This is a genomic window from Pseudomonas sp. BSw22131 (assembly GCF_026810445.1).
Lineage (GTDB): Bacteria > Pseudomonadota > Gammaproteobacteria > Pseudomonadales > Pseudomonadaceae > Aquipseudomonas > Aquipseudomonas huanghezhanensis.
In genome coordinates, this window is sequence record NZ_CP113949.1 from 2,543,938 (window position 1) to 2,562,854 (window position 18,917).

General features: G+C 59.7%; 15 protein-coding genes and 1 pseudogene. 11 read left to right on the forward strand and 5 right to left on the reverse strand.

Going from position 1 to position 18,917, the window contains the following annotated elements; translation table 11 throughout:
• Window positions 1–47: 47 nt before the first annotated feature.
• On the forward strand, window positions 48–1,295 hold the full coding sequence (locus OYW20_RS11355) for an aspartate aminotransferase family protein (protein WP_268800763.1): 1,248 nt from the start codon (window positions 48–50) through the stop codon (window positions 1,293–1,295).
• Window positions 1,296–1,367: 72 nt separating this feature from the next.
• Here OYW20_RS11355 and pcsA read toward each other — a convergent pair whose 3' ends face one another.
• Window positions 1,368–2,090, reverse strand: a complete 723-nt coding sequence (gene pcsA, locus OYW20_RS11360; protein WP_268800764.1) for a phosphatidylcholine synthase — start codon at window positions 2,088–2,090, stop codon at window positions 1,368–1,370.
• Between the two features lie 174 nt (window positions 2,091–2,264).
• Window positions 2,265–3,512 carry a M20/M25/M40 family metallo-hydrolase gene (locus tag OYW20_RS11365; RefSeq protein ID WP_268800765.1) on the reverse strand — a complete coding sequence of 416 codons (1,248 nt, stop codon included), beginning with the start codon at window positions 3,510–3,512 and terminating at the stop codon, window positions 2,265–2,267.
• A 167-nt stretch (window positions 3,513–3,679) separates the two neighbouring features.
• Between OYW20_RS11365 and OYW20_RS11370 the strand changes: the two genes are divergently transcribed.
• The 5 genes from OYW20_RS11370 (at window position 3,680) to mntP (ending at window position 9,649) form a co-directional block, all read left to right on the forward strand.
• Window positions 3,680–6,049: a DNA polymerase II gene (locus tag OYW20_RS11370; RefSeq protein WP_268800766.1), complete on the forward strand. Its 2,370-nt coding sequence runs from the start codon at window positions 3,680–3,682 to the stop codon at window positions 6,047–6,049.
• Window positions 6,050–6,232: 183 nt separating this feature from the next.
• On the forward strand, window positions 6,233–7,354 hold the full coding sequence (locus tag OYW20_RS11375; protein WP_268800767.1) for a metallophosphoesterase family protein: 1,122 nt from the start codon (window positions 6,233–6,235) through the stop codon (window positions 7,352–7,354).
• A 95-nt stretch (window positions 7,355–7,449) separates the two neighbouring features.
• Window positions 7,450–8,601, forward strand: coding sequence for an arsenic transporter (locus tag OYW20_RS11380; protein WP_328284823.1), 1,152 nt, complete (start codon window positions 7,450–7,452; stop codon window positions 8,599–8,601).
• Window positions 8,602–8,614: 13 nt separating this feature from the next.
• Window positions 8,615–8,740, forward strand: a complete 126-nt coding sequence (locus OYW20_RS11385) for a hypothetical protein (protein ID WP_268800768.1) — start codon at window positions 8,615–8,617, stop codon at window positions 8,738–8,740.
• Window positions 8,741–9,085: 345 nt separating this feature from the next.
• On the forward strand, window positions 9,086–9,649 hold the full coding sequence (gene mntP / locus OYW20_RS11390; protein WP_268800769.1) for a manganese efflux pump MntP: 564 nt from the start codon (window positions 9,086–9,088) through the stop codon (window positions 9,647–9,649).
• Between the two features lie 54 nt (window positions 9,650–9,703).
• Here mntP and OYW20_RS11395 read toward each other — a convergent pair whose 3' ends face one another.
• Complete coding sequence (locus OYW20_RS11395) at window positions 9,704–10,309, reverse strand: DinB family protein (RefSeq protein ID WP_328284816.1); 606 nt, start codon at window positions 10,307–10,309, stop codon at window positions 9,704–9,706.
• Window positions 10,310–10,407: 98 nt separating this feature from the next.
• Here OYW20_RS11395 and OYW20_RS11400 point away from each other — a divergent pair, with 98 nt between their 5' ends.
• The 4 genes from OYW20_RS11400 (at window position 10,408) to OYW20_RS11415 (ending at window position 14,113) form a co-directional block, all read left to right on the forward strand.
• Entirely contained in the window at window positions 10,408–11,121 is a 714-nt protein-coding gene (locus OYW20_RS11400) for an ABC transporter ATP-binding protein (RefSeq protein ID WP_268800770.1), read from the forward strand.
• Complete coding sequence (locus tag OYW20_RS11405; protein WP_268800771.1) at window positions 11,118–11,912, forward strand: ABC transporter permease; 795 nt, start codon at window positions 11,118–11,120, stop codon at window positions 11,910–11,912. Before OYW20_RS11400 ends, OYW20_RS11405 begins: the two co-directional genes overlap by 4 nt.
• 139 nt (window positions 11,913–12,051) lie before the next feature.
• The gene (locus tag OYW20_RS11410) at window positions 12,052–12,741 is read left to right on the forward strand and encodes a response regulator transcription factor (protein ID WP_268800772.1); all 690 of its coding nucleotides are present in this window, start codon (window positions 12,052–12,054) and stop codon (window positions 12,739–12,741) included.
• On the forward strand, window positions 12,731–14,113 hold the full coding sequence (locus tag OYW20_RS11415; protein ID WP_268800773.1) for an ATP-binding protein: 1,383 nt from the start codon (window positions 12,731–12,733) through the stop codon (window positions 14,111–14,113). The genes OYW20_RS11410 and OYW20_RS11415 overlap by 11 nt, the downstream gene beginning before the upstream one ends.
• Before the next feature lie 591 nt (window positions 14,114–14,704).
• Here OYW20_RS11415 and OYW20_RS11420 read toward each other — a convergent pair.
• Entirely contained in the window at window positions 14,705–16,030 is a 1,326-nt protein-coding gene (locus tag OYW20_RS11420; protein ID WP_268800774.1) for an OprD family porin, read from the reverse strand.
• A 403-nt stretch (window positions 16,031–16,433) separates the two neighbouring features.
• Window positions 16,434–17,600: a murein transglycosylase A gene (mltA, locus tag OYW20_RS11425; protein ID WP_268800775.1), complete on the reverse strand. Its 1,167-nt coding sequence runs from the start codon at window positions 17,598–17,600 to the stop codon at window positions 16,434–16,436.
• 540 nt (window positions 17,601–18,140) lie between these two features.
• Here mltA and OYW20_RS26210 point away from each other — a divergent pair.
• Window positions 18,141–18,902, forward strand: a pseudogene (locus tag OYW20_RS26210) (cache domain-containing protein); the annotation flags it as partial.
• Window positions 18,903–18,917 lie beyond the last annotated feature (15 nt).

Consider the following 18,917-nt stretch of genomic DNA (forward strand, 5'->3'; position numbering starts at 1 on the left):
GCGCGGGCTGACGATACTCCTCGTACATCCACGAAGGAGCGCACGACATGGCCGCCAATTGCCTGATGAACACCTACAAACCGCTGCCGTTGAGCTTCGTCAGGGGCTTGGGCGCGCGACTCTGGGACGAAGACAACCGCGAATACCTCGACGCAATCGCAGGCGTCGCCGTGACCAATGTGGGGCATTGCCACCCGCGTATCGTCGAGGTCATTCGCGAGCAAGCCGGATTGCTCCTGCACACGTCCAATCACTACCAGATTGCCTGGCAACAACGGCTGGCGCACAGGCTCACGCAGTTGTCGGGGATGGAACAGGCGTTCTTCAATAACTCCGGCGCTGAGGCAAACGAGACCGCGCTCAAGCTCGCCAGGCTGCACGGCTGGTCGAAAGGCATTCGCCAGCCGCTGGTGGTGGTGATGGACAACGCGTTTCACGGCCGCACGCTGGGCACGATGTCGGCCAGCGACAACGGCACCGTGCGTCTGGGCTATCAGCCGCTGCCAGGCGAATTCATCCGCGTGGCGTTCGGCGACATCGCTGCGCTTGAAGCGGCAGGCCGGGCGCATGGCGAGCGGATCGTCGCAGTACTGATGGAGCCCATTCAGGGCGAAAGCGGCGTGCTGTTACCACCGGCCGATTACCTGAACAACGTGCGTGCGCTGTGCACCCGGCGCGGCTGGCTGATGATGCTGGACGAGATCCAGACCGGCATGGGCCGCACCGGGCGCTGGTTCGCGTATCAGCATCACGGCGTCCTGCCGGACGTGATGACGCTCGCCAAAGGCCTGGCAAACGGCTTGCCCATCGGCGCATGCCTGGCGCGAGGGGCGGCTGCGCGACTGTTCACTCCGGGTAGCCACGGCAGCACCTTTGGCGGTAACCCACTGGCGTGTCGGGTGGCGTTCACCGTGCTGGAGATCATCGAGCAGGAAGGCGTGTGCGAGAAGGCGGCAGAGCAGGGCGCGCATTTACTCAGTGGGCTGACCGAGGCGCTCGCGGGGCATCCGGATGTGGTCGAGGTGCGCGGACAAGGCTTGATGATCGGTATCGAGCTGAGTCGCGCAATACCTGATCTTACGCGGGTCGCCGCTCGCGATTTCGGTCTGCTGATCAACGTCACGCGGGGTCAGACGATTCGTCTGGTGCCACCGTTGATCATTGACCGGCATGAGGTGCAGATGATTGTCGAAGGAGTGGCGGGGGTATTGGGGAAGCAATCTGTGTATCGGTCAGCGCGTCCCATCATCAGGAGCGCGCCCGTTGGCGAGACAGCCGCTCCGGTTTGGCAGTGACCGCAGAGGCGGCCCTCAAGGGAACGTTGCTGATGGGTCGTGGCGACAGGTGTCAGCCACGACCAGCAATGCTCAGCGATCCCGCACTTTGCCGAACCACTCAAGCGAGGTTCGCCAGAAGCACACGCCGAGGAAATACGCCGACGCCAGGGACCACAAGCCCATCAGGAACCCGCTGTTGTCAGGGTGTTTGATCACCAGGCCCAGGCTGCAAAGTAACCACACGGTGGTCACGGCGATGTTGATCGGCATGAAGCGGCGCACCCGGAACGGATGCAGAAACTTCATGCGGGTCAGGGTCAGAAGGGCCAAACCAATGATGGTCAGGAGAGTGACCCACGGCGCCGGCCAGATGATGTAAACGCACAAGGCGACCACGTTCCAGGCCGCAGGGAAGCCTTGAAAGTAGTTGTCCTTGCTCTTCATCTCGACGTTGCAGAAGCAAAACAACGACGACACCAGAATGATCGCCGTACACAGGAAGAGCGTGTATTCAGGCAGCGGAATGTAGCGGTAGATGAACAGCGCGGGGATGAAGACGTAGGTCAGGTAGTCGATCACCAGATCCAGTACCGAACCGTCAAAATTGGGCAGGACTGACTGCACGTTGAATTTACGGGCCAGGGAGCCGTCGATGCCGTCGACCACCAGCGCCAGGCCCAGCCACAGCATGCAACCCTTGGGTGAGTCGTCGAACAAGGCGATGGTCGCCAGGAAAGCGATGACCACACCGGTGGCAGTAAAACCGTGCGCACCCCACGCTTTCAGCCTGGCTTTGCGTTGTTCGGATATCAAAAGGGTTCTCTCCTGCGAGTAAGGCCGACCCACTCCAAAACGCTGGCGCGTTGGGGTGGACGGGTAAAAGTTGCAACTATCGACCGGTGGTTCGGCGCTAAGGTTCACTGACCATGGCAACGCTGTCCAGTATCAAATGCCCGCAACGCCGGACAGCCTCGTATAACGACCGCTTCAGGGGTTTGTCGCAGCGTTGGAAAGTTGCATGATCAGCGCCGTGGTCAGGTACAGACGTGGCGCGATGCTCGACAACTCGATGTACTCATCATCGGCGTGCAAGCCTGCGCCCACCACGCCCATGGTCTCCAGCACGGCGGGTTTAGCGCTGTCAGGTACGTAAGCGTAGCCGGCGTCGGTGCCGAAGCGCATGGCGATAGGTTCGATATCGCGGCCAATTTTGCCGTACAGCGCCTGCGCGGTTTTTGCCAATTGCTCGGAACCCGGATTCTTCGCCAGCGGCGGGCGCCCTTTATCGAGGCGGAAGGTGACTTCGGTGCCGTCGATGAGTGTTTTCTGGACGATGCGCTGCCCGTCAGCGAGCACCCGATCGGTCTCGCTCAGGTCTGAATATCGCATGTCGCCTTCAGCCGATGCACTGGACGGGATGATGTTGCGCTTTTCTCCGCCCTTGATCAGCGTCCAGTTGACGGTGGTGCCTTTGGCCGGATCGCCGAGGTCTTTTAATTGCAACATCTGGTGCGCCAGTTCCATGGCCGCATTGCGTCCGGCTTCGGGCGCTGAACCTGCATGGGACGACTTGCCCTTGACGTCGAGAAACACGCCATTGATGCCATTTGTCGCGACAGTGACCGCGTCTTTGTCAGGCGGCTCGTAAGAGAACACGTAGTCGTGCTGACGGGCGAGTTCGGCGATGATTTTCTTCGAGCCGCTGGAGCCGGTTTCTTCATCCGGATTGAACAGCACGGTGAGGGTGCCGAAGTCTTTGAATTTCTCATCCTGCAGCAGTTTCAGGGAGTGCAGCACTACCGCTACGCCACCTTTGGCGTCCGCTACGCCTGGGCCATAAGCGCGCTCGCCGTCAACTTTGAACGGACGTTTGGCGGCTGTGCCGGGGCCGAAGACCGTGTCGTAATGAATCATCAGCAAAAAGCTTTTGCTGCCGTTGCCCTTGATCGTGCCCACGATGTTGTCACCGGTCGAAGGGCTGGCTGGCGTGGTCTTGACCTCGGCCCCCAATGCCTTGAGACGCTCGACAAGCACTGCGCTGACTGTCTTCAGGCCCGGGGCCTGGCCCGTTCCGGTGTCGATGTCGACCAGTTGTTTGACGGTGGCGAGGTAGGCTTTTTGTTCGGCTTCGGCGCTTTTCAGCAACTGATCGGGTGGCAGGCTGGCGGCAAGGGCTGTCAGTGAAAACATCGACAGCGCGATGGCAGCCATGAGCGGTGAACGTCGTACGAGCATGCTGGATCCCTCAGAAAGTGTGCGAGTGATGCTGTGATAGTCCACCGCTGGGCATTGTTCCCGGCATCGCAAAAATGATGCCCGATGTCTAACCGACGCATCCGCGCTTTCCCACCGCGATAAACGTAGAATCGCGCATTCAGCTTTGGCTTTGTGAGGGTGTATCGGTGGATTTTCAGCAGGGTTTTGTCCTGACCCGGCATTGGCGGGACACGGCCGCTGGCACGGAAGTCGAGTTCTGGCTGGCAACCGACGACGGCCCCAGGCGCCTGCGTCTGCCGTTTCAAACGTCCGTGGCATTCATCCCGGAGGCCCATCGGGAGCGTGCGCAAGCCGTGTTGTGCAACGAGCGTGACGTTGAACTCAAGCCGCTGCAGCTGTGTGATTTTCGTCATCGTCCGGTCCTCGGGCTCTACACCCGGCAGCATCGGCAACTGATGAACCTGGAAAAAGACTTGCGCCGCGCCAGCGTCGATGTCTACGAAGCGGACGTGCGGCCGCCAGAGCGCTACCTGATGGAGCGCTTCATTACCGCGCCGGTGTTGTTCAGTGGTACGCCCGACGCCGACGGCGTGCTGCTGGACGCGCAACTCAAGCCTGCCAACGACTACCGTCCAACCCTGAAACTCTGCTCACTGGACATCGAAACCACTGAACGAGGTGAGCTGTACTCCATTGCGCTTGAAGGTTGCGGCGAGCGTCAGGTGTACATGCTCGGCCCGGCCAATGGCGACGATGGGCTCGTGGATTTCAAGCTCGACTATTGCGACAGCCGCAAGCAGTTGCTGGAGCGACTGAACGCGTGGATCGCGTTGCACGATCCCGACGCGATCATCGGCTGGAACGTCATACAGTTTGACCTGCGAGTGCTGCACGAGCATTCGCAGCGCTTGAAAGTGCCTTTACGTCTGGGCCGGGGGGGCGAGGTAATGGGATGGCGCGAACATGGCGCTCAAAACAACCATTTTTTCGCCTCGGCGCCAGGGCGTCTGATCATCGACGGCATTGAAGGGCTGCGTTCCGCGACGTGGAGTTTTCCTTCATTCAGCCTTGAAAACGTTGCGCAGACGCTGCTTGGTGAAGGCAAAGCCATCAACAATCCGTATCAGCGGATGGACGAGATCAACCGCATGTTCGCCGAGGACAAGCCGGCGCTGGCTACTTACAACCTCAAGGACTGTGAGCTGGTGACGCGGATCTTTCACAAAACTGAGTTGCTCACGTTTTTGCTCGAAAGGGCGACGGTAACCGGGCTGCCGGCCGACCGAAATGGCGGGTCGGTCGCAGCGTTCGAGCACCTTTATATGCCGCTGATGCATCGTCAGGGCTTTGTCGCGCCGAATCTGGGCGAGCGCATGCCGCAAGCCAGTCCCGGCGGTTTTGTGATGGACTCGCGGCCGGGTTTGTATGAGTCCGTGCTGGTGCTGGATTACAAGAGCCTTTACCCGTCGATCATCCGCACCTTTCTCATTGATCCGGTAGGGCTGGTCGAAGGCCTGCGCGAACCCGACGAGGCGCACAGCGTTGCGGGTTTTCGCGGGGCACGCTTTTCTCGTACCCGGCACTGCCTGCCGGCCATCGTGTCGCGGGTCGCAGAGGGCCGGGAGGCGGCAAAGCGCGAGCGTAATGCACCGTTGTCACAAGCGCTGAAAATCATCATGAACGCCTTTTATGGCGTGCTCGGTTCCAGCGGCTGCCGGTTTTTCGACACCCGCCTGGCCTCGTCGATCACCCTTCGCGGTCACGAAATCATGCGCCAGACCCGGCAGTTGATCGAAGGCCTGGGCTATGAGGTGATCTATGGCGACACCGATTCGACCTTCGTCTGGCTCAAACGCGCACACGACCAAGAGGAGGCCGCGCAGATCGGCAAGGCGCTGGTCGATCAGGTAAATGTCTGGTGGCGCGATCACGTCCTGCAGGAATACGGGCTGGAAAGCGTGCTGGAGTTGCAGTTCGAAACGCATTACAAGCGCTTTCTGATGCCGACCATCCGTGGCGCCGAGGAGGGCAGCAAGAAACGCTATGCCGGCCTCGTCACCCGCGCCAATGGTGAGGATGAAATGGTCTACAAGGGCCTTGAGACGGTGCGCACCGACTGGTCGCCGCTTGCCCGCGAGTTTCAGCAGGAGCTTTATTTGCGCATCTTCAGTCGCCGCCCGTATCTGGACTACGTGCGCGACTTTGTGCGGCGCACGCTGGCGGGCGACCTTGACCACCAGTTGGTTTACCGCAAGCGCCTGCGTCGCGCACTGGACGACTATGAACGCAATGTCCCGCCGCACGTACGCGCCGCGCGCCTGGCCGACGCGTATAACCGTCAACAGGGCAGGCCGCTGCAGTATCAGAACCGTGGCTGGATCAGTTACGTGATGACGGTCGCCGGCCCGGAACCGCTGGAGATCCGTACCGCGCCGATTGACTACGACCACTACGTCTCCCGTCAGCTCCAGCCGATTGCCGACGCCATCTTGCCATTCGTGCTTTTCCGGACAATCGATCTCAGTTCCCAAGATCAGCAAAGCTTTGATTTTTGATGCTGCTTTAACCGGTTGATGCGGTCAGCAAAAAATCATGGTCTTGCACCGGAACTCGGCTATTACCCCACCTTCTATATTTTGGGCAGTTCGATATCGCCAGCGTCGAGTTTGATTCGGCGTCGCTTGCACGCTACGTCCCGCATGTGCAGTAGCCAAAAACACTGAAGAGAGAAATAGCGGATGACTCAAGCGATCACCTGGGTGCATATCGGCGATTTACACATGGACGAGGAGGACGGTTGGCAAAGCCGCGACCGGTTGCAGGGAATCGTAAGCGAGATCAACGAGCATATCGGCGTCGCTGCCGACTTTGTTTTTCTGCCGGGCGACAACGCGAACCACGCAACTCCCGAGCAATACAGGGCGATCACGGATGCCTTGGCACCGCTGCAATTGCCTTACCGGGTGATCACCGGAGACCACGATTTCGAGCCGGGTAATCTCGACAATTACCACGCTGGCTTTCCCGAGCAGAATCGCTCTGAAGTAGAGGTCATTGCGGGCTACCGGTGTATTTTTCTGGACATCATTTCTAAAGGTGCAGGCGGCCCGGATTTCCGTCTCACCATGCACCACCGTAAGCGTCTGATGGAAGAACTGGCCCGCGCGGAAGCTCAAGCGCAAGTGCCGCTCGTGTTCATGCACGCTTATCCTGGGGATCTCGCTGCCGAAGGTGATTTGATCGCACAGGCCTTAGCCGATGCGCGCGTCGCCTTTGTCGACACCGGTCACACCCACTACAGTGAATTGCTCAATGACGGGCGCGTTATTTATGGGGCGACAAGATCAACCGGACAGATCGAGGAGGGCGGCGGCAAACCCGGTTACTCGCTGATCACTGTCTATGGGCGAGTGCCGAGCTGGCGCTTCAAGGAGACAGATACGCCTTGGCCATTTGTGCAAATCGTGTCACCGGCAGACCTGCGCATGGTCACGCGGCCAGCCGATCCGCAGCAGATTCCCCGTCCCGGAAAAATCGAAATAATAGCCAAGCTCTTCGGCGTTCCCGACGGTCCCGTCATGCTGACCTGCGACGATCTTCCAGGCATCGAGATGACGGCGCTCGCTGATGCTGCGCTGTGGTCTGGTGTCGTTCATCTCGACGCGGGCATGCACGCCGTGACCGTGGCCAACGGCAGTGACCGTGACACGATCAGGCTTCTCGTCCGCGAGCCAGACAATATCCCCCAGCGCGGCATGCCTGTCGCCCTTGGTTGTGACGTCCATTCCATTGGGGCGTGGCCCGAACATGGCCTGGAGGGAGCGCAACTGGGCCCTAATAAAAACGGTATGCACTGGTGATCCTGGCGACCGGCGTGACATGGGGAATATGCGCCGCCTCAACTGCTGCAGTCATCACCCGACCGTTTCGTTTGCCGGAGGCTATCTGGGCGGTAATGGGAGCAGTGCTGCTATTAGTGTTCGGACTCATGCCCATCGACTCTGCCGTGAGCGCGGTGGGCAAGGGCATGGACGTCTATCTTTTCCTGATTGGCATGATGCTGCTCAGCGAGACCGCCCGGGAGCAGGGCTTGTTCGACTGGGTGGCGTCCACCGCCGCCATTCACGCCAAGGGATCGAACGTACGGTTGTTCACGTTCGTGTATGTGACGGGGATTATCACGACGACCTTTTTGTCCAACGATGCCACAGCGGTCGTATTGACGCCGGCAGTGTATGCCGCCGCGAAAAAGGCCAAGGCTGATCCGCTGCCTCTGCTTTTTGCGTGTGCACTGATCGCCAACGCGGCGAGTTTCGTGTTGCCTATCTCCAACCCTGCCAACCTTGTGATGTATGGCGGCAAGATGCCGCCGCTCAGTCAGTGGTTTGGCTCCTTTGCGCTGCCCGCGCTAGCATCCATCGTGGTCACGTACTTCGCACTGCGCTGGGTGCAGCGCAGTCGACTGGCCGGAACCTGTGAAAGCAATGTCGAGCGCGAACCGCTTTCGATGGGTGGTAAAGCTGCGTTTGGCGGAATCGCCTTGACCGCTGCGCTGCTGATTGGCATGTCCGCGCTTGACCTGCCACTGGGCTTGCCGACCTGTATCGCAGGCGTGCTAACGATGCTCGGTGTGTGTGCACTGGCGAAGCGCTCGCCGGTGAAACTGATGAAGTCGGTGTCGTGGGCAGTCCTGCCGCTTGTCGCGGGGTTGTTTGTGCTGGTCGAGGCACTGGATCGTACCGGCGTCATTGCACAGGTGGCCGATGTGCTTCGTCAGGCATCCGCAGATCCGATTTGGGCTGCTGGCGTTTCAGGCACTGTGCTGGCGTTCTCTTCAAACCTGATGAACAACCTGCCCGCAGGCCTTGTGGCCAGTATGGCGGTCGCTCAGGCACATCCGCCGACACTGGTGGTCGACGCGTTGCTGATCGGTGTGGACATCGGGCCTAACCTGTCCATCACCGGATCGCTGGCAACGATCCTCTGGCTGAACGCGATCCGTCGTGAAGGCGAGGATGTCGGGTTCTGGTCGTTCCTCAAAATCGGCACCGTGACAATGATCCCGGCTCTCGCAGCCGCCCTGCTTATCAGATTGCTCATCGGTTGAGAGGACAAGCGATATGAATGCTTCCTGGGCTTTCCCATTTATCTTCTTGGCGGGCATGTTGCAGGCAGTGGGTGCTGCAATGGGTGGAGAACTCAACAAGACGCTGCACAATCCCTGGATGGCGACCTCCGTCGCTTAGCCCGGACGTGCTATCGGCGCGGTACTGATGATCGCAGGGGTCGCTCTTATCGCCAGGTTCTGAATGATGCGGGGAGAAGCGTAAGCGCCTGCGCTCCGTGCTTTCTCCTCAATCAAATCAAACAGGCACGTCTTAATGTTTTTTTCACAAATAAGACACTAGAATGCGGGCCTTCGTTGGGGAGTAGCCTGCTTCTGAGTGGTTCTGGAAGCGTTCGTATCAACATTCTCGGCAACCTGCCGTGGTGCGGACACCGTTTTTCGGTTGGTGAGACCAGCGACACATCCATGCCTAAAGTCGGGCGTGTGGTTGTGTCGTTGACTCATAGCCCGACTGGACGTAACCGTGAATCCCATTTCCCTGATTTTTCTCGCCCTTGCCATGTCAACGGACGCATTCGCGGCCGCCATCGGTAAAGGTTCCGCGCTGCACAAACCCCGTTTTATCGAAGCCCTGCGCACTGGCCTCATCTTTGGTGTGATCGAAGCCATCACGCCGATCATTGGCTGGGTGATTGGTCAGGCTGCCACGCAGTTTGTCGAAAGCTGGGATCACTGGATCGCCTTCACGCTGCTGCTGATTCTCGGCTTGCACATGATCTACAACGGGCTGAAAGACGAAGACGAGCACGAAGAGAAGCAGAGCCAGCACTCGTTCATGGTCCTTGCGGTCACCGCTTTTGCTACCAGCATCGATGCGCTGGCGGTCGGCGTTGGGCTTGCGTTTGTTGACGTGAACATCTTTGTCGCAGCGGCGGCCATTGGTGTGGCGACCATGACCATGGTGACAATCGGGGTGATGTTGGGCCGAGTGCTCGGGACCGTGGTGGGCAAGCGAGCTGAAATCATCGGCGGCGTGGTGTTGATGCTGGTCGGCGCAACGATCCTCTACGAGCATTTGTCGGCCTGATCGACGGCTGCTTTCGCATAATTGCAGGCGCCGACGCCATTTACGTCGCGCCTGTTATCGCCACACGTCAGTTTCATCAAGGCCCAGTACGCGCATCTCCTCTTCGCGCAATCGCGCATCGGCCCGAAGAAAAAACTCATCGAGCTGCGGCGGGGCTACGCTGGTCTCGGAGAGCATGCCGTGGACCTGCCCACGATGGTGGATCTGGTGCTGGAACAGGTGCAACAACACGCGGTCGACACGCTCAATGAACAAGCCGTCCGCGCGGTCCAGTCTGACCGGCCGCGCGGCGGCTTCGCCCGTTACCTCTCTGCACAGGGCCACCAGCAGTCGGTCGGTGGTGCGCTGTTGCGCTGCCAGTTCCAGAAACGTCCTGCCAGGGCATGAGGGCTGATCCTGTCCGGCAAGGTCCTCTGAAAGCGCAGCCAGGTAGTAATCGTCGACATCCAGGATGTGGCACAACGTGCACTGGATCGACGGAAAAAAGCTGGGTCTGGGCGCCTTGTACTCAGTTTCGCTCAGCGCTTCACAGGCGCTCAGCAAACGATGATTGGCCCAGAGATTGTTGAAGGCTTGTGCGAGGAAGTAGTTCATGGCCTGTTCTCTGTGCTGGGGCAGCGTTTCGATCAGCATAGTCGAGCGCAAGAGGTGAGAGGACATCGATTAGCCCCAGGCGATCTTCTGCCGGCGAGTGATGCTTGACCTGCTTTTGACACGCCTTGGTTTATCCTGCACGTCGTTCTCCAGGGCCTGTACTCATGATTAGCACTGCGACGGCTGTTTCCTCAGACAGCGTTTTAATAGACATCAAAGACCTTGTGCGCGCGGACGCTCGTCGCGATGCAATGCTGCTCCATGCGGTGGATTTTCAGTTGTGCGACGGGGACCGCGTTGCGATTACCGGCCCTTCCGGCTCTGGAAAAAGCGTATTGCTGCGCGCGTTGGCGCTGCTCGATGCGCCTGATTCGGGTGAGCTGCTCTGGCAGGGTCAGCGGGTCACAAGCGCCCGCGTGCCACAGTATCGACGCCGTGTGTGTTACGTGGCGCAGCGGCCGGCGATGATCGACGGCACGGTGGAAGACAACTTGCGCCTGCCTTACGGCCTCAAGGTGTTCGCCGGCGAGCGGTTCAGCAAACAGGCCGCCATCGAGTTGCTGGCGGCCGCTGGAAAGCCTGCCGGATTTCTGGAGCAGTCGAGCGCGGATTTATCTGGCGGCGAAGCCCAGTTGGTCGCCCTGATCAGGATGCTGCAGACGGACCCGCAGGTCATGTTGCTCGATGAGCCAACGGCCGCACTGGACCCTGCTTCATCGCGTGCGGTCGAGCATCTGGTGCAAAGCTGGTTTGACCGGCAGCCCGCATCAGCGCGGGCCTACGTCTGGGTGTCGCATGACGAGGAGCAGGCGCAACGCATGAGCAACCGGCGTCTGACCATGGAGGCCGGCACGCTCGCCGGGCTCGCCACCTCATGAATTACCAAAACCTTACCGCCCTGGACATGGCCATCGCCGCCAGCCTGATCCTCATCAATGGCGCACTGTCGCTGCTGCTCAGGCTCGGCCTCGAACGCCAGCTCATCTGGGCTTCGGTCCGGACGGTGGTGCAATTGCTGGCTATTGGTTACGTGTTGGGCTGGGTGTTCGAGTTCGCTTACTGGTATGTGGTCTTGCCACTGATGTGCCTGATGACGCTGATCGCCGGAACCTCGGCGGCAGGACGCGGCAAGCGCACCTATGCCGGGCAGCGTCTGGACAGCATCGCTTCGGTGTGGATCAGCTCGTGGCTGGTGACAGCGGTCGGGTTGTTTGCGGTGATTCGCATCCATCCCTGGTACGAGCCGCAGTATGCGATCCCGATTCTGGGCATGATTCTGGGCAATACGCTGACCGGCGTGTCGCTGGGCATGGAGCGCATGACGCAGGAGTTGACCAGCGGGCGCGGCACCCTTGAAATGATTCTGGCGTCGGGCGGCACACGATGGGAAGCCGCGCAGCAGGCGGCACGGCAAGCAGTCAGGGCCGGCATGATGCCCACGCTCAACCAGATGACGGTGGTGGGTATCGTCAGCTTGCCGGGGATGATGACCGGTCAGGTGCTGGCCGGCGAGAACCCGCAGGACGCGGTGCGCTACCAGATCGTGATCATGTTTCTGATCGCTGCCGCCTCTGCGCTGGGCACGGTGGGCGCGGTGTTGTTGACCTACCGACGCCTGTTCTCGGCGGACCATCGGTTTTTACTGTTCAAGCTGAAATCTCGGGCCTGATCGCCCGCGTTGGCAGCGGCGATGGCGCAAGGCCGCGCATAGCCTCAGGGCTGTGCACGGTTTTCGCATGCCAAACCGGGCGTAGTGATCGCATCGCGGTTGCTTTACGCTTGTTGGCTGACGGAAATGGAAGGATGTGATGCGTACAGCACTTTGCATAGAAGACGACACAGACACCGCTCAAGAGATTGCCTCGGAGCTCAGTCGCGGCGGGTTCCAGGTGGAGTGTGTCAATGATGGTTCACGAGGGCTTGAAAGGGCGTTGCAGTCACAGTTCGACGTCATCACGCTGGACCGGATGCTGCCGGGGATCGACGGTCTGGCCGTGGTCACCGGCCTGCGTGAAGCAGGCAATCGCACGCCTGTATTGATGATCAGCGCTCTTAGCGATGTGGACGACCGCATTCGCGGACTGCGTGCCGGGGGTGATGATTACCTCGTAAAGCCGTTCGTGTCGGAAGAAATGACCACCCGGGTCGAGGTGCTGTTGCGCCGCAATGCCCCCCTCGAAAGCAGGGAAACCTGGCTTCGCATCGACGACCTGCAACTGGATTTGTTGCAGCGCACAGTGGCGTGCAACGATCAACAGGCTGCGCTGCCGGCCACCGAGTTTCGCCTCCTGGAGTTTCTGATGCGCAACGCGGGCAAGGTGGTAACGCGGCCGCTGATTTTCGAGTCGGTCTGGGGTTATCACTTCGATCCTGGCACCAAGCTCATCGATGTTCACCTGACGCGCTTGCGGCGCCGGCTCGAAAGCCTGGGCTGCGAGATGACGATCACTACGCTGCGCGGGTCGGGGTTCAGGCTCGGGCGCCCCGATGCTGCATGAACGCAAAGCTATTCCGCGTCTGCGTCGCACCACTACATTTCGATTGTCGGTGATCTACTCCGCAGCGCTGCTCTTGGGCGTGGTGGCGCTGGTCAGCCTGATCTACTGGCAGATTTCCACGTACCTGACGCGCCAGGCGGACGGCAATCTGCAAGGCCAGATGCGCTCGTTGTTGTACCTGAGCCCGGACCAGCTGCCTGCCGAGATGGACCGCCTGGCGATTGGCGACCTCCGCAACGTCTATTACTACGGCCTGTTCAGCGCCAGCGGTCAGCATCTTGGGGGCGAAGTGCAGACGTTGCCCAAAGGCCTGCCGCTTAACGGCAAGTCCTACGAATGGCAAGCGCCGGGGTTCCAGCAAGGCGCCCGTGCGTTGGGGCAACGTCTGGCCCAGGGGCAGATTCTGTTCGTAGGCTTTGATACCAAGACCCTGAGCCATTTGCGGCGCATCCTGCTGCACGCACTGTTGCTCAGTGCGACGCTGATCGTGCTGGGCGGTCTGGCGGTGGGCACTTTTCTCGGCTACAGGCCGTTGCGCCGCGTCGCGAAGTTGCAGGTGGTCAGCCAGAGGATTGCCGGGGGCGATCTGTCGCAGCGTCTGCCGTTGTCCAGGCGCGGTGATGAGCTGGATATGCTGTCGTCGCTGGTCAACCAGATGATGGAGGAGGTCGAGCGGCTGCTTGATAACGTCAAAAGTGTTGGCGATAACGTCGCTCACGATCTGCGCACACCGTTGAATACCCTGCGCATGCAGCTGCACCGAACGCTGGAGCAGTGGGGGCACGCGTCTTCGGAGAAACAACAGGCGCGGCTCGAGAAAGCCCTGACGGCCACTGATGTGTTGCTGCGCAGGTTTCGTGCGTTGCAGCGCATTGCCGAGATCGACAGCCAGGCTCGACGCGCGGGCATGACCTTGTTTTCAACGGGTGATTTGCTGCGCGAGATGTTCGAGGACTATGAGGGCGTCGCGCAGGAAGCCGGCATTGATCTTCAGTTGTCTCAAGCGTCCGTGGCGCCGCTGTTGGGCGACCGAGAAATGCTCGCCGAGGCGCTGATGAATATCCTCGACAACGCGCTGAAGTTCACGCCGTCCGGGGGTTGCGTGGTGTTGCGGTTGTTGAACGATGATCGCGGAACACGAATCGAGGTGCAGGATAGCGGCCCAGGCATCGCTCAAAACGAGCGTGAAGACGTGATGCAGAAGTCCTACAGGGGCGAGCAGGGGCAGGGTGTTACAGGCGGGGGACTGGGGCTGGCAATTGTGGCTGCGGTGGCGCGCACTCATCGCTATGACTTACGTCTGGAAGACGCCGCGCCCGGTTTGCGGGTGGTGTTGGTGATGGTTGCCGGTGGTGGTGACTCTTACCGTTAACCGGCAATAGCCTGCTCAAGAACGCTGTATCCAATCCTGTTGGAGATCCCCGTCGTCCAGACGCCGCGCGGTCGCGCATCAAACCCTGAAAACGCGGTGTTTCAGGCACAACCGAGGTGTCTGGTTTTGGGGCCGCTGCGCGGCCCATCGCGGCCTCGCGCTGCTCGTGCGCTCCTACAGGGTTTTGCGGTGCTCTTGGATTTTGCTTCTGCCCGAAGGGCGCAGGAGTCCAGCTTGCTGACGATCTGCCGGGCACCGGCAGCAAATCCCGCACACGCGGTGTTTCAGGCACAACCGAGGTGTCTGGTTTTGGGGCCGCTGCGCGGCCATCGCGGCCTCGCGCTGCTCGTGCGCTCCTACAGGGTTTTGCGCTGTTCTCGGGATGTGGATTCTGCCCGAGGACTGTAGGAGATCCCCCGTCGTTCAGACGCCGCCCGGCTAGCTCCCACACCTGCGGCAGAAGCGAAATTTTAGCGCCTCTTAAATCAACGACATCTCTGATGTTTGATGAAAGCGAATTCATTCGCGAGGCGCCAGCTCTGACTTATGCCATGGCTTCGCCTCGCCAACGAATTTGGCTCCTGTGCTGCCTTACATCAGCGTGATCGGGTAATCGACGATCAGGCGGAACTCACTGAGATCGCCTTCACCCTGATCGGCGTTGGCGGTGTGGAAAGCCTGACGGATACGGAACGACAGGTCTTTTGCCGGGCCTTGCTGCACCACGTACTTGGCCTCGAGATCGGTCTCGTGGTGTTTGCCATCTTCACCGTACACATCGGCATAGGCGCTGTTGGCCGGAGTATGCGTGCCGTCGATGTTCGAACCATTCAGGTAACGGGCCATGAAGCTCAGGCCCGGTACGCCGTAGGTCGCCATGTTCAGGTCATAACGTATGCCGAGCGAGCGCTCGTTCGGAGCGTTGAAGTCCGACCACTGCACCGAGTTGTTGAGGAAGATCGAGTCGCCGCCTTCGCCGCCACCGTTATCGCCGGTGCCGACGTAGTCGAACGGGGTATCGCCGTCGACTTTCTGAAACGACAGCGTCACGGTATGGGCCGCCAGGAACGAGTACGCCACTGCCGCCGAATACGTGGTGTTGTTGATCGAGCCGGCTTTGGCCTGACCTTCATCAAGGGTGCGATACAGGTTGAAGTCGAAGTTCAGCGACTGATCGTCTGTGAGCGGCAGGGTGTAGTTGGTGTTGGCGTAGTACTGGCGCCACACGTCCTCGAACTCCGATCCATAAAGGGTTGCGGTCCAGTTGGGGCTGATTGTGTACTTACCGCCCGCGAACGTTGCACTGTCTGCCGTCACATTTGCATAGGTCGCAAAGATGTCATGGCTGTGGTTGCTGGTCAGGCCGCTGTCAGCACTGGTGTAACGGCCAGCTTCCAGATCAAGCCCGTCGAACTCGCTGCTGTTGAGGTTGAAGCCGGTGGCTGTCTGTGGCAACAGACGGCTGCCGCCCACTCCAAAGACGGGCGCAGTAGGCTGCATGTTGCCGTACTTGAGCTGGGTTTTGGAAATACGCACTTTGACATCGCCGCCGATGGAACCGTAGCTGTCCTCGGGATTACCGTGATTGTCGGTGGGCAAGTTGCCGGTGCCGGCGTATTGGTGTTGACCATCAAGTTTCAGGCCGCCATTGGCGTAGGCATCTACACCGAAGCCCACCGTGCCCTGAGTGAAACCTGAGCTGAAGTTGGTTTGAATGCCCTGGGTCCAGTCGCGGCTATCGACGCCGCCACTTTTGCTGTCCCGATTGAAGTAATAGTTGCGCAATAATGCAGTGGCGCTGGCGTCTTTGATAAATCCTTTGGCATCGGCCTGATTGCTGACAGTTTCTGCCAATGCCATTTGCGACGCTGCCGACGAAACGGCAAGTGCAATGGCGCTCCAATGCTTTACGTTCATTGTTTCATTCCCCTGGATTTATTGACGCCCAAACAGTGCCCACGTCGAGTTGATCGACATCAACGATTTCGTCAGATGGCGGGCACGAAGCGGCAGTTTTGGCTAAGTCTTTATGAGTGCAGCGGTTACGTCGCACGGTGTTATGGGTATCGGGAGCTCAGGTGTTTGCGCAATTGAATCCCGTCCGTGCGTGCCGTCTTTGTATCATGCTGGCCGTGCAGCGGGAGTCAAAAAGTGCCCTGAACAGGGTTAATAATATTTAACCAAAGGGACGTACTGAACAATGTTAGCGTTAAATCAAGTTGAGGCTCTCATCGCTCGATTTGCTCTTATTTATCGCTTCATTGTTTCTGCTCTGCAGTTACCGCCACTGGTTTTAGTGGCGGTTTTTTTTGGACGCCGATCAGGGTTTTGCGGGTTTTTCCGCATTGGGCAGGGCCGCGCCTTTTGGCCAGAGCATCCAGATCTGCCCTTGCTGCTTCATGTTCCCAGCGAGGTCGCCGGCGGCATCTCCAGTGCCCCAGAACATGTCGGCACGCACTTCGCCGGCAATCGCGCCGCCGGTGTCCTGAGCGGCAACCGGACGCGTGAGCGGCGTGCCGTCGGGGCGTGACGAAGACAGCCACAACAGGCTGCCGAGCGGGATGACCTTGCGGTCGATAGCCACGCTGTAGCCCGCAGTCAGTGGCACGTTAAGCGACCCGCGCGGGCCTTCATCGCTGTCGGGGCGCAGGGTAAAGAACACGTAGCTCGGGTTGCTACCCAGCAGTTCTGGCACCTTGTCCGGGTTGGCGACTGCCCAGGCGCGGATCTTGCCCATCGAGACCTCGTCTTTTTTCAACTGGCCTTGATCGACCAGCCAACGGCCGATGGGTTTATAGGGATGGCCGTTCTGGTCGGCGTAGGCGATACGCAACTGCCGGCCGTTCTCCAGTTGAACCCGCCCCGAACCCTGAATCTGCAGGAACTGCAAATCCATCGGGTAGCCCAGCCACGCCAATACCGGCGCGTTGACGCCTTTCTCGCCAATGGTGGCGGCATCATCGTAAGGGCGCAGCACACGACCATCGAGACGACCGCGCAAGCGTTTGCCTTTGAGTTCGGGATAGATGCTGTCCAGATTGACGATGATCAGGTCGTCCGGCACGCCATAGATGGGCACCTGGTGCGCGTCGTTACGCTGCTCGCTGCCTTTATAGATGGGTTCGTAGTAGCCGGTGATCAGGCCATTGGCGCCATGCTCGGATGACCGCAGGCTGTAGACCTGCAACTGGTTCTTGAGGAAATCCCGGATAGCCAGCGGCTCCAGCGGTACCTGCGCAGCCGCAGCGCAGGTGCTGCCCCAGACGGGGTCTTTGGCCAGACGCTTGCACGCCGAGAACCAGCTGTTGTAGCCTGCCACCAGGTCTTGATCGGAGACCGTGGGCAGCGTGTCCCACGCCACACTGACATAGGTGGTGACTTCAGAGGGTTTGGGCTTGGGCGCACCGCCGTCGCAGGCAGCAAGCAGGGCAATCAGAGGGGCGACGCAGAATGCAAAACGGCGCCAGTGCAGGCTTGGCTTTATCACGCAGGATATTTCCTGAAAGGCAAATCGAGAGCGGTAGCTTGGTGAAACTGCGCGATCACGTCAAATCAGAAGCTTCAACGGATACAGTCGGCCTCTCACGACGTGCGTGTTCAAGCGCTCGAAAATAAAGTCTGTATTCCTTCATCGGCGCCCCTAAACCTCAGCGATTACGGGCCGATAATCCTGTAACGTTTTGCAAAACTACTATAACAAGACTAGGGGAAAGCGATGTTCAAGACGGTGCAGGCGCGATACACGGTTATTTTCATTGCCTTGATCGGCGCCATTGGGTTGATCACCGAGCAAGGCATCGAGCGGTTCGTTACGCCCAAAGTGCGTGCCTCCGATGAGCAAGTGGTGCTGGATAAGGTCGATCAGATAGGCACTCGCATCCTGACCGATCTGGTCCGCGTCGAGGCGCAGTCGCGCGGCATTACCCAGGCAGTCCCGCTGCTCGAAAGCGATGCCATCGACAAGGTGCTGCCGGGGCTGGTGGATCAGTACGGTGACGCCAAGGTGTTTGGCGGTGGCGTCTGGCCAATGCCGGACAAACGCACGCCTGGCCGTAACAAGCACAGCAGTTTCTTCCACCGCGATGCGTCCGGTCAGTTGGTGGTCAGCACCTACTGGAACTCCGACCCGGCGCCCAACTATTGGGAACAGCCTTGGCACAAGGCCGGACAGAATGCACCCAAAGGCAAATGCGCCTGGGCGGCGGCGTATCAGGACGAGGCCAGCCCGCAACCGCGCACGAACTGCGCGATGGGCATCTATAAAGATGGCGCTCTGTACGGTGTGTCGACCATCGACGTGACCCTGGGTTTTTTCAACGGACTGATCCAGGAGAAAGAAAAAGACATCAGCGGCCAGGTGATGATCGTCGAGCGTGACGGCAAGATCCTCACCAACCAAAGCCGTATTCCGGGGGAAATCATCCTCAAGAACATCTCCGGCTTCAGCAATCAGTCGATCTTCGCCAAAGAGATTCAGGACGGCCTCGGGCGTGTGTCTGGCGAGGGCGTCTATACCCGTGAATACAATGATCCCGCGCTGGGCGACCTGACCTTTTACCTGCGCCCGGTGGTGGGCACGCCCTGGTTGATCGCCACTGCGTTGCCGACCTCCATGCTGACAGCGCGCAGCGACGAGGTGCTGAAAATCCTCGGCGTCATGCAGATTCCGCTGATGCTGTTGCTGTTCGCGGTGCTGGGTTTTGCGTTTCACCGCTTGATGACGCGGCTGGGCGTGCTGCGTACCAATATCGATGCGTTGTCCTCGGGTGAAGCCGATCTGACCAAACGCATTCCGATTCATGGC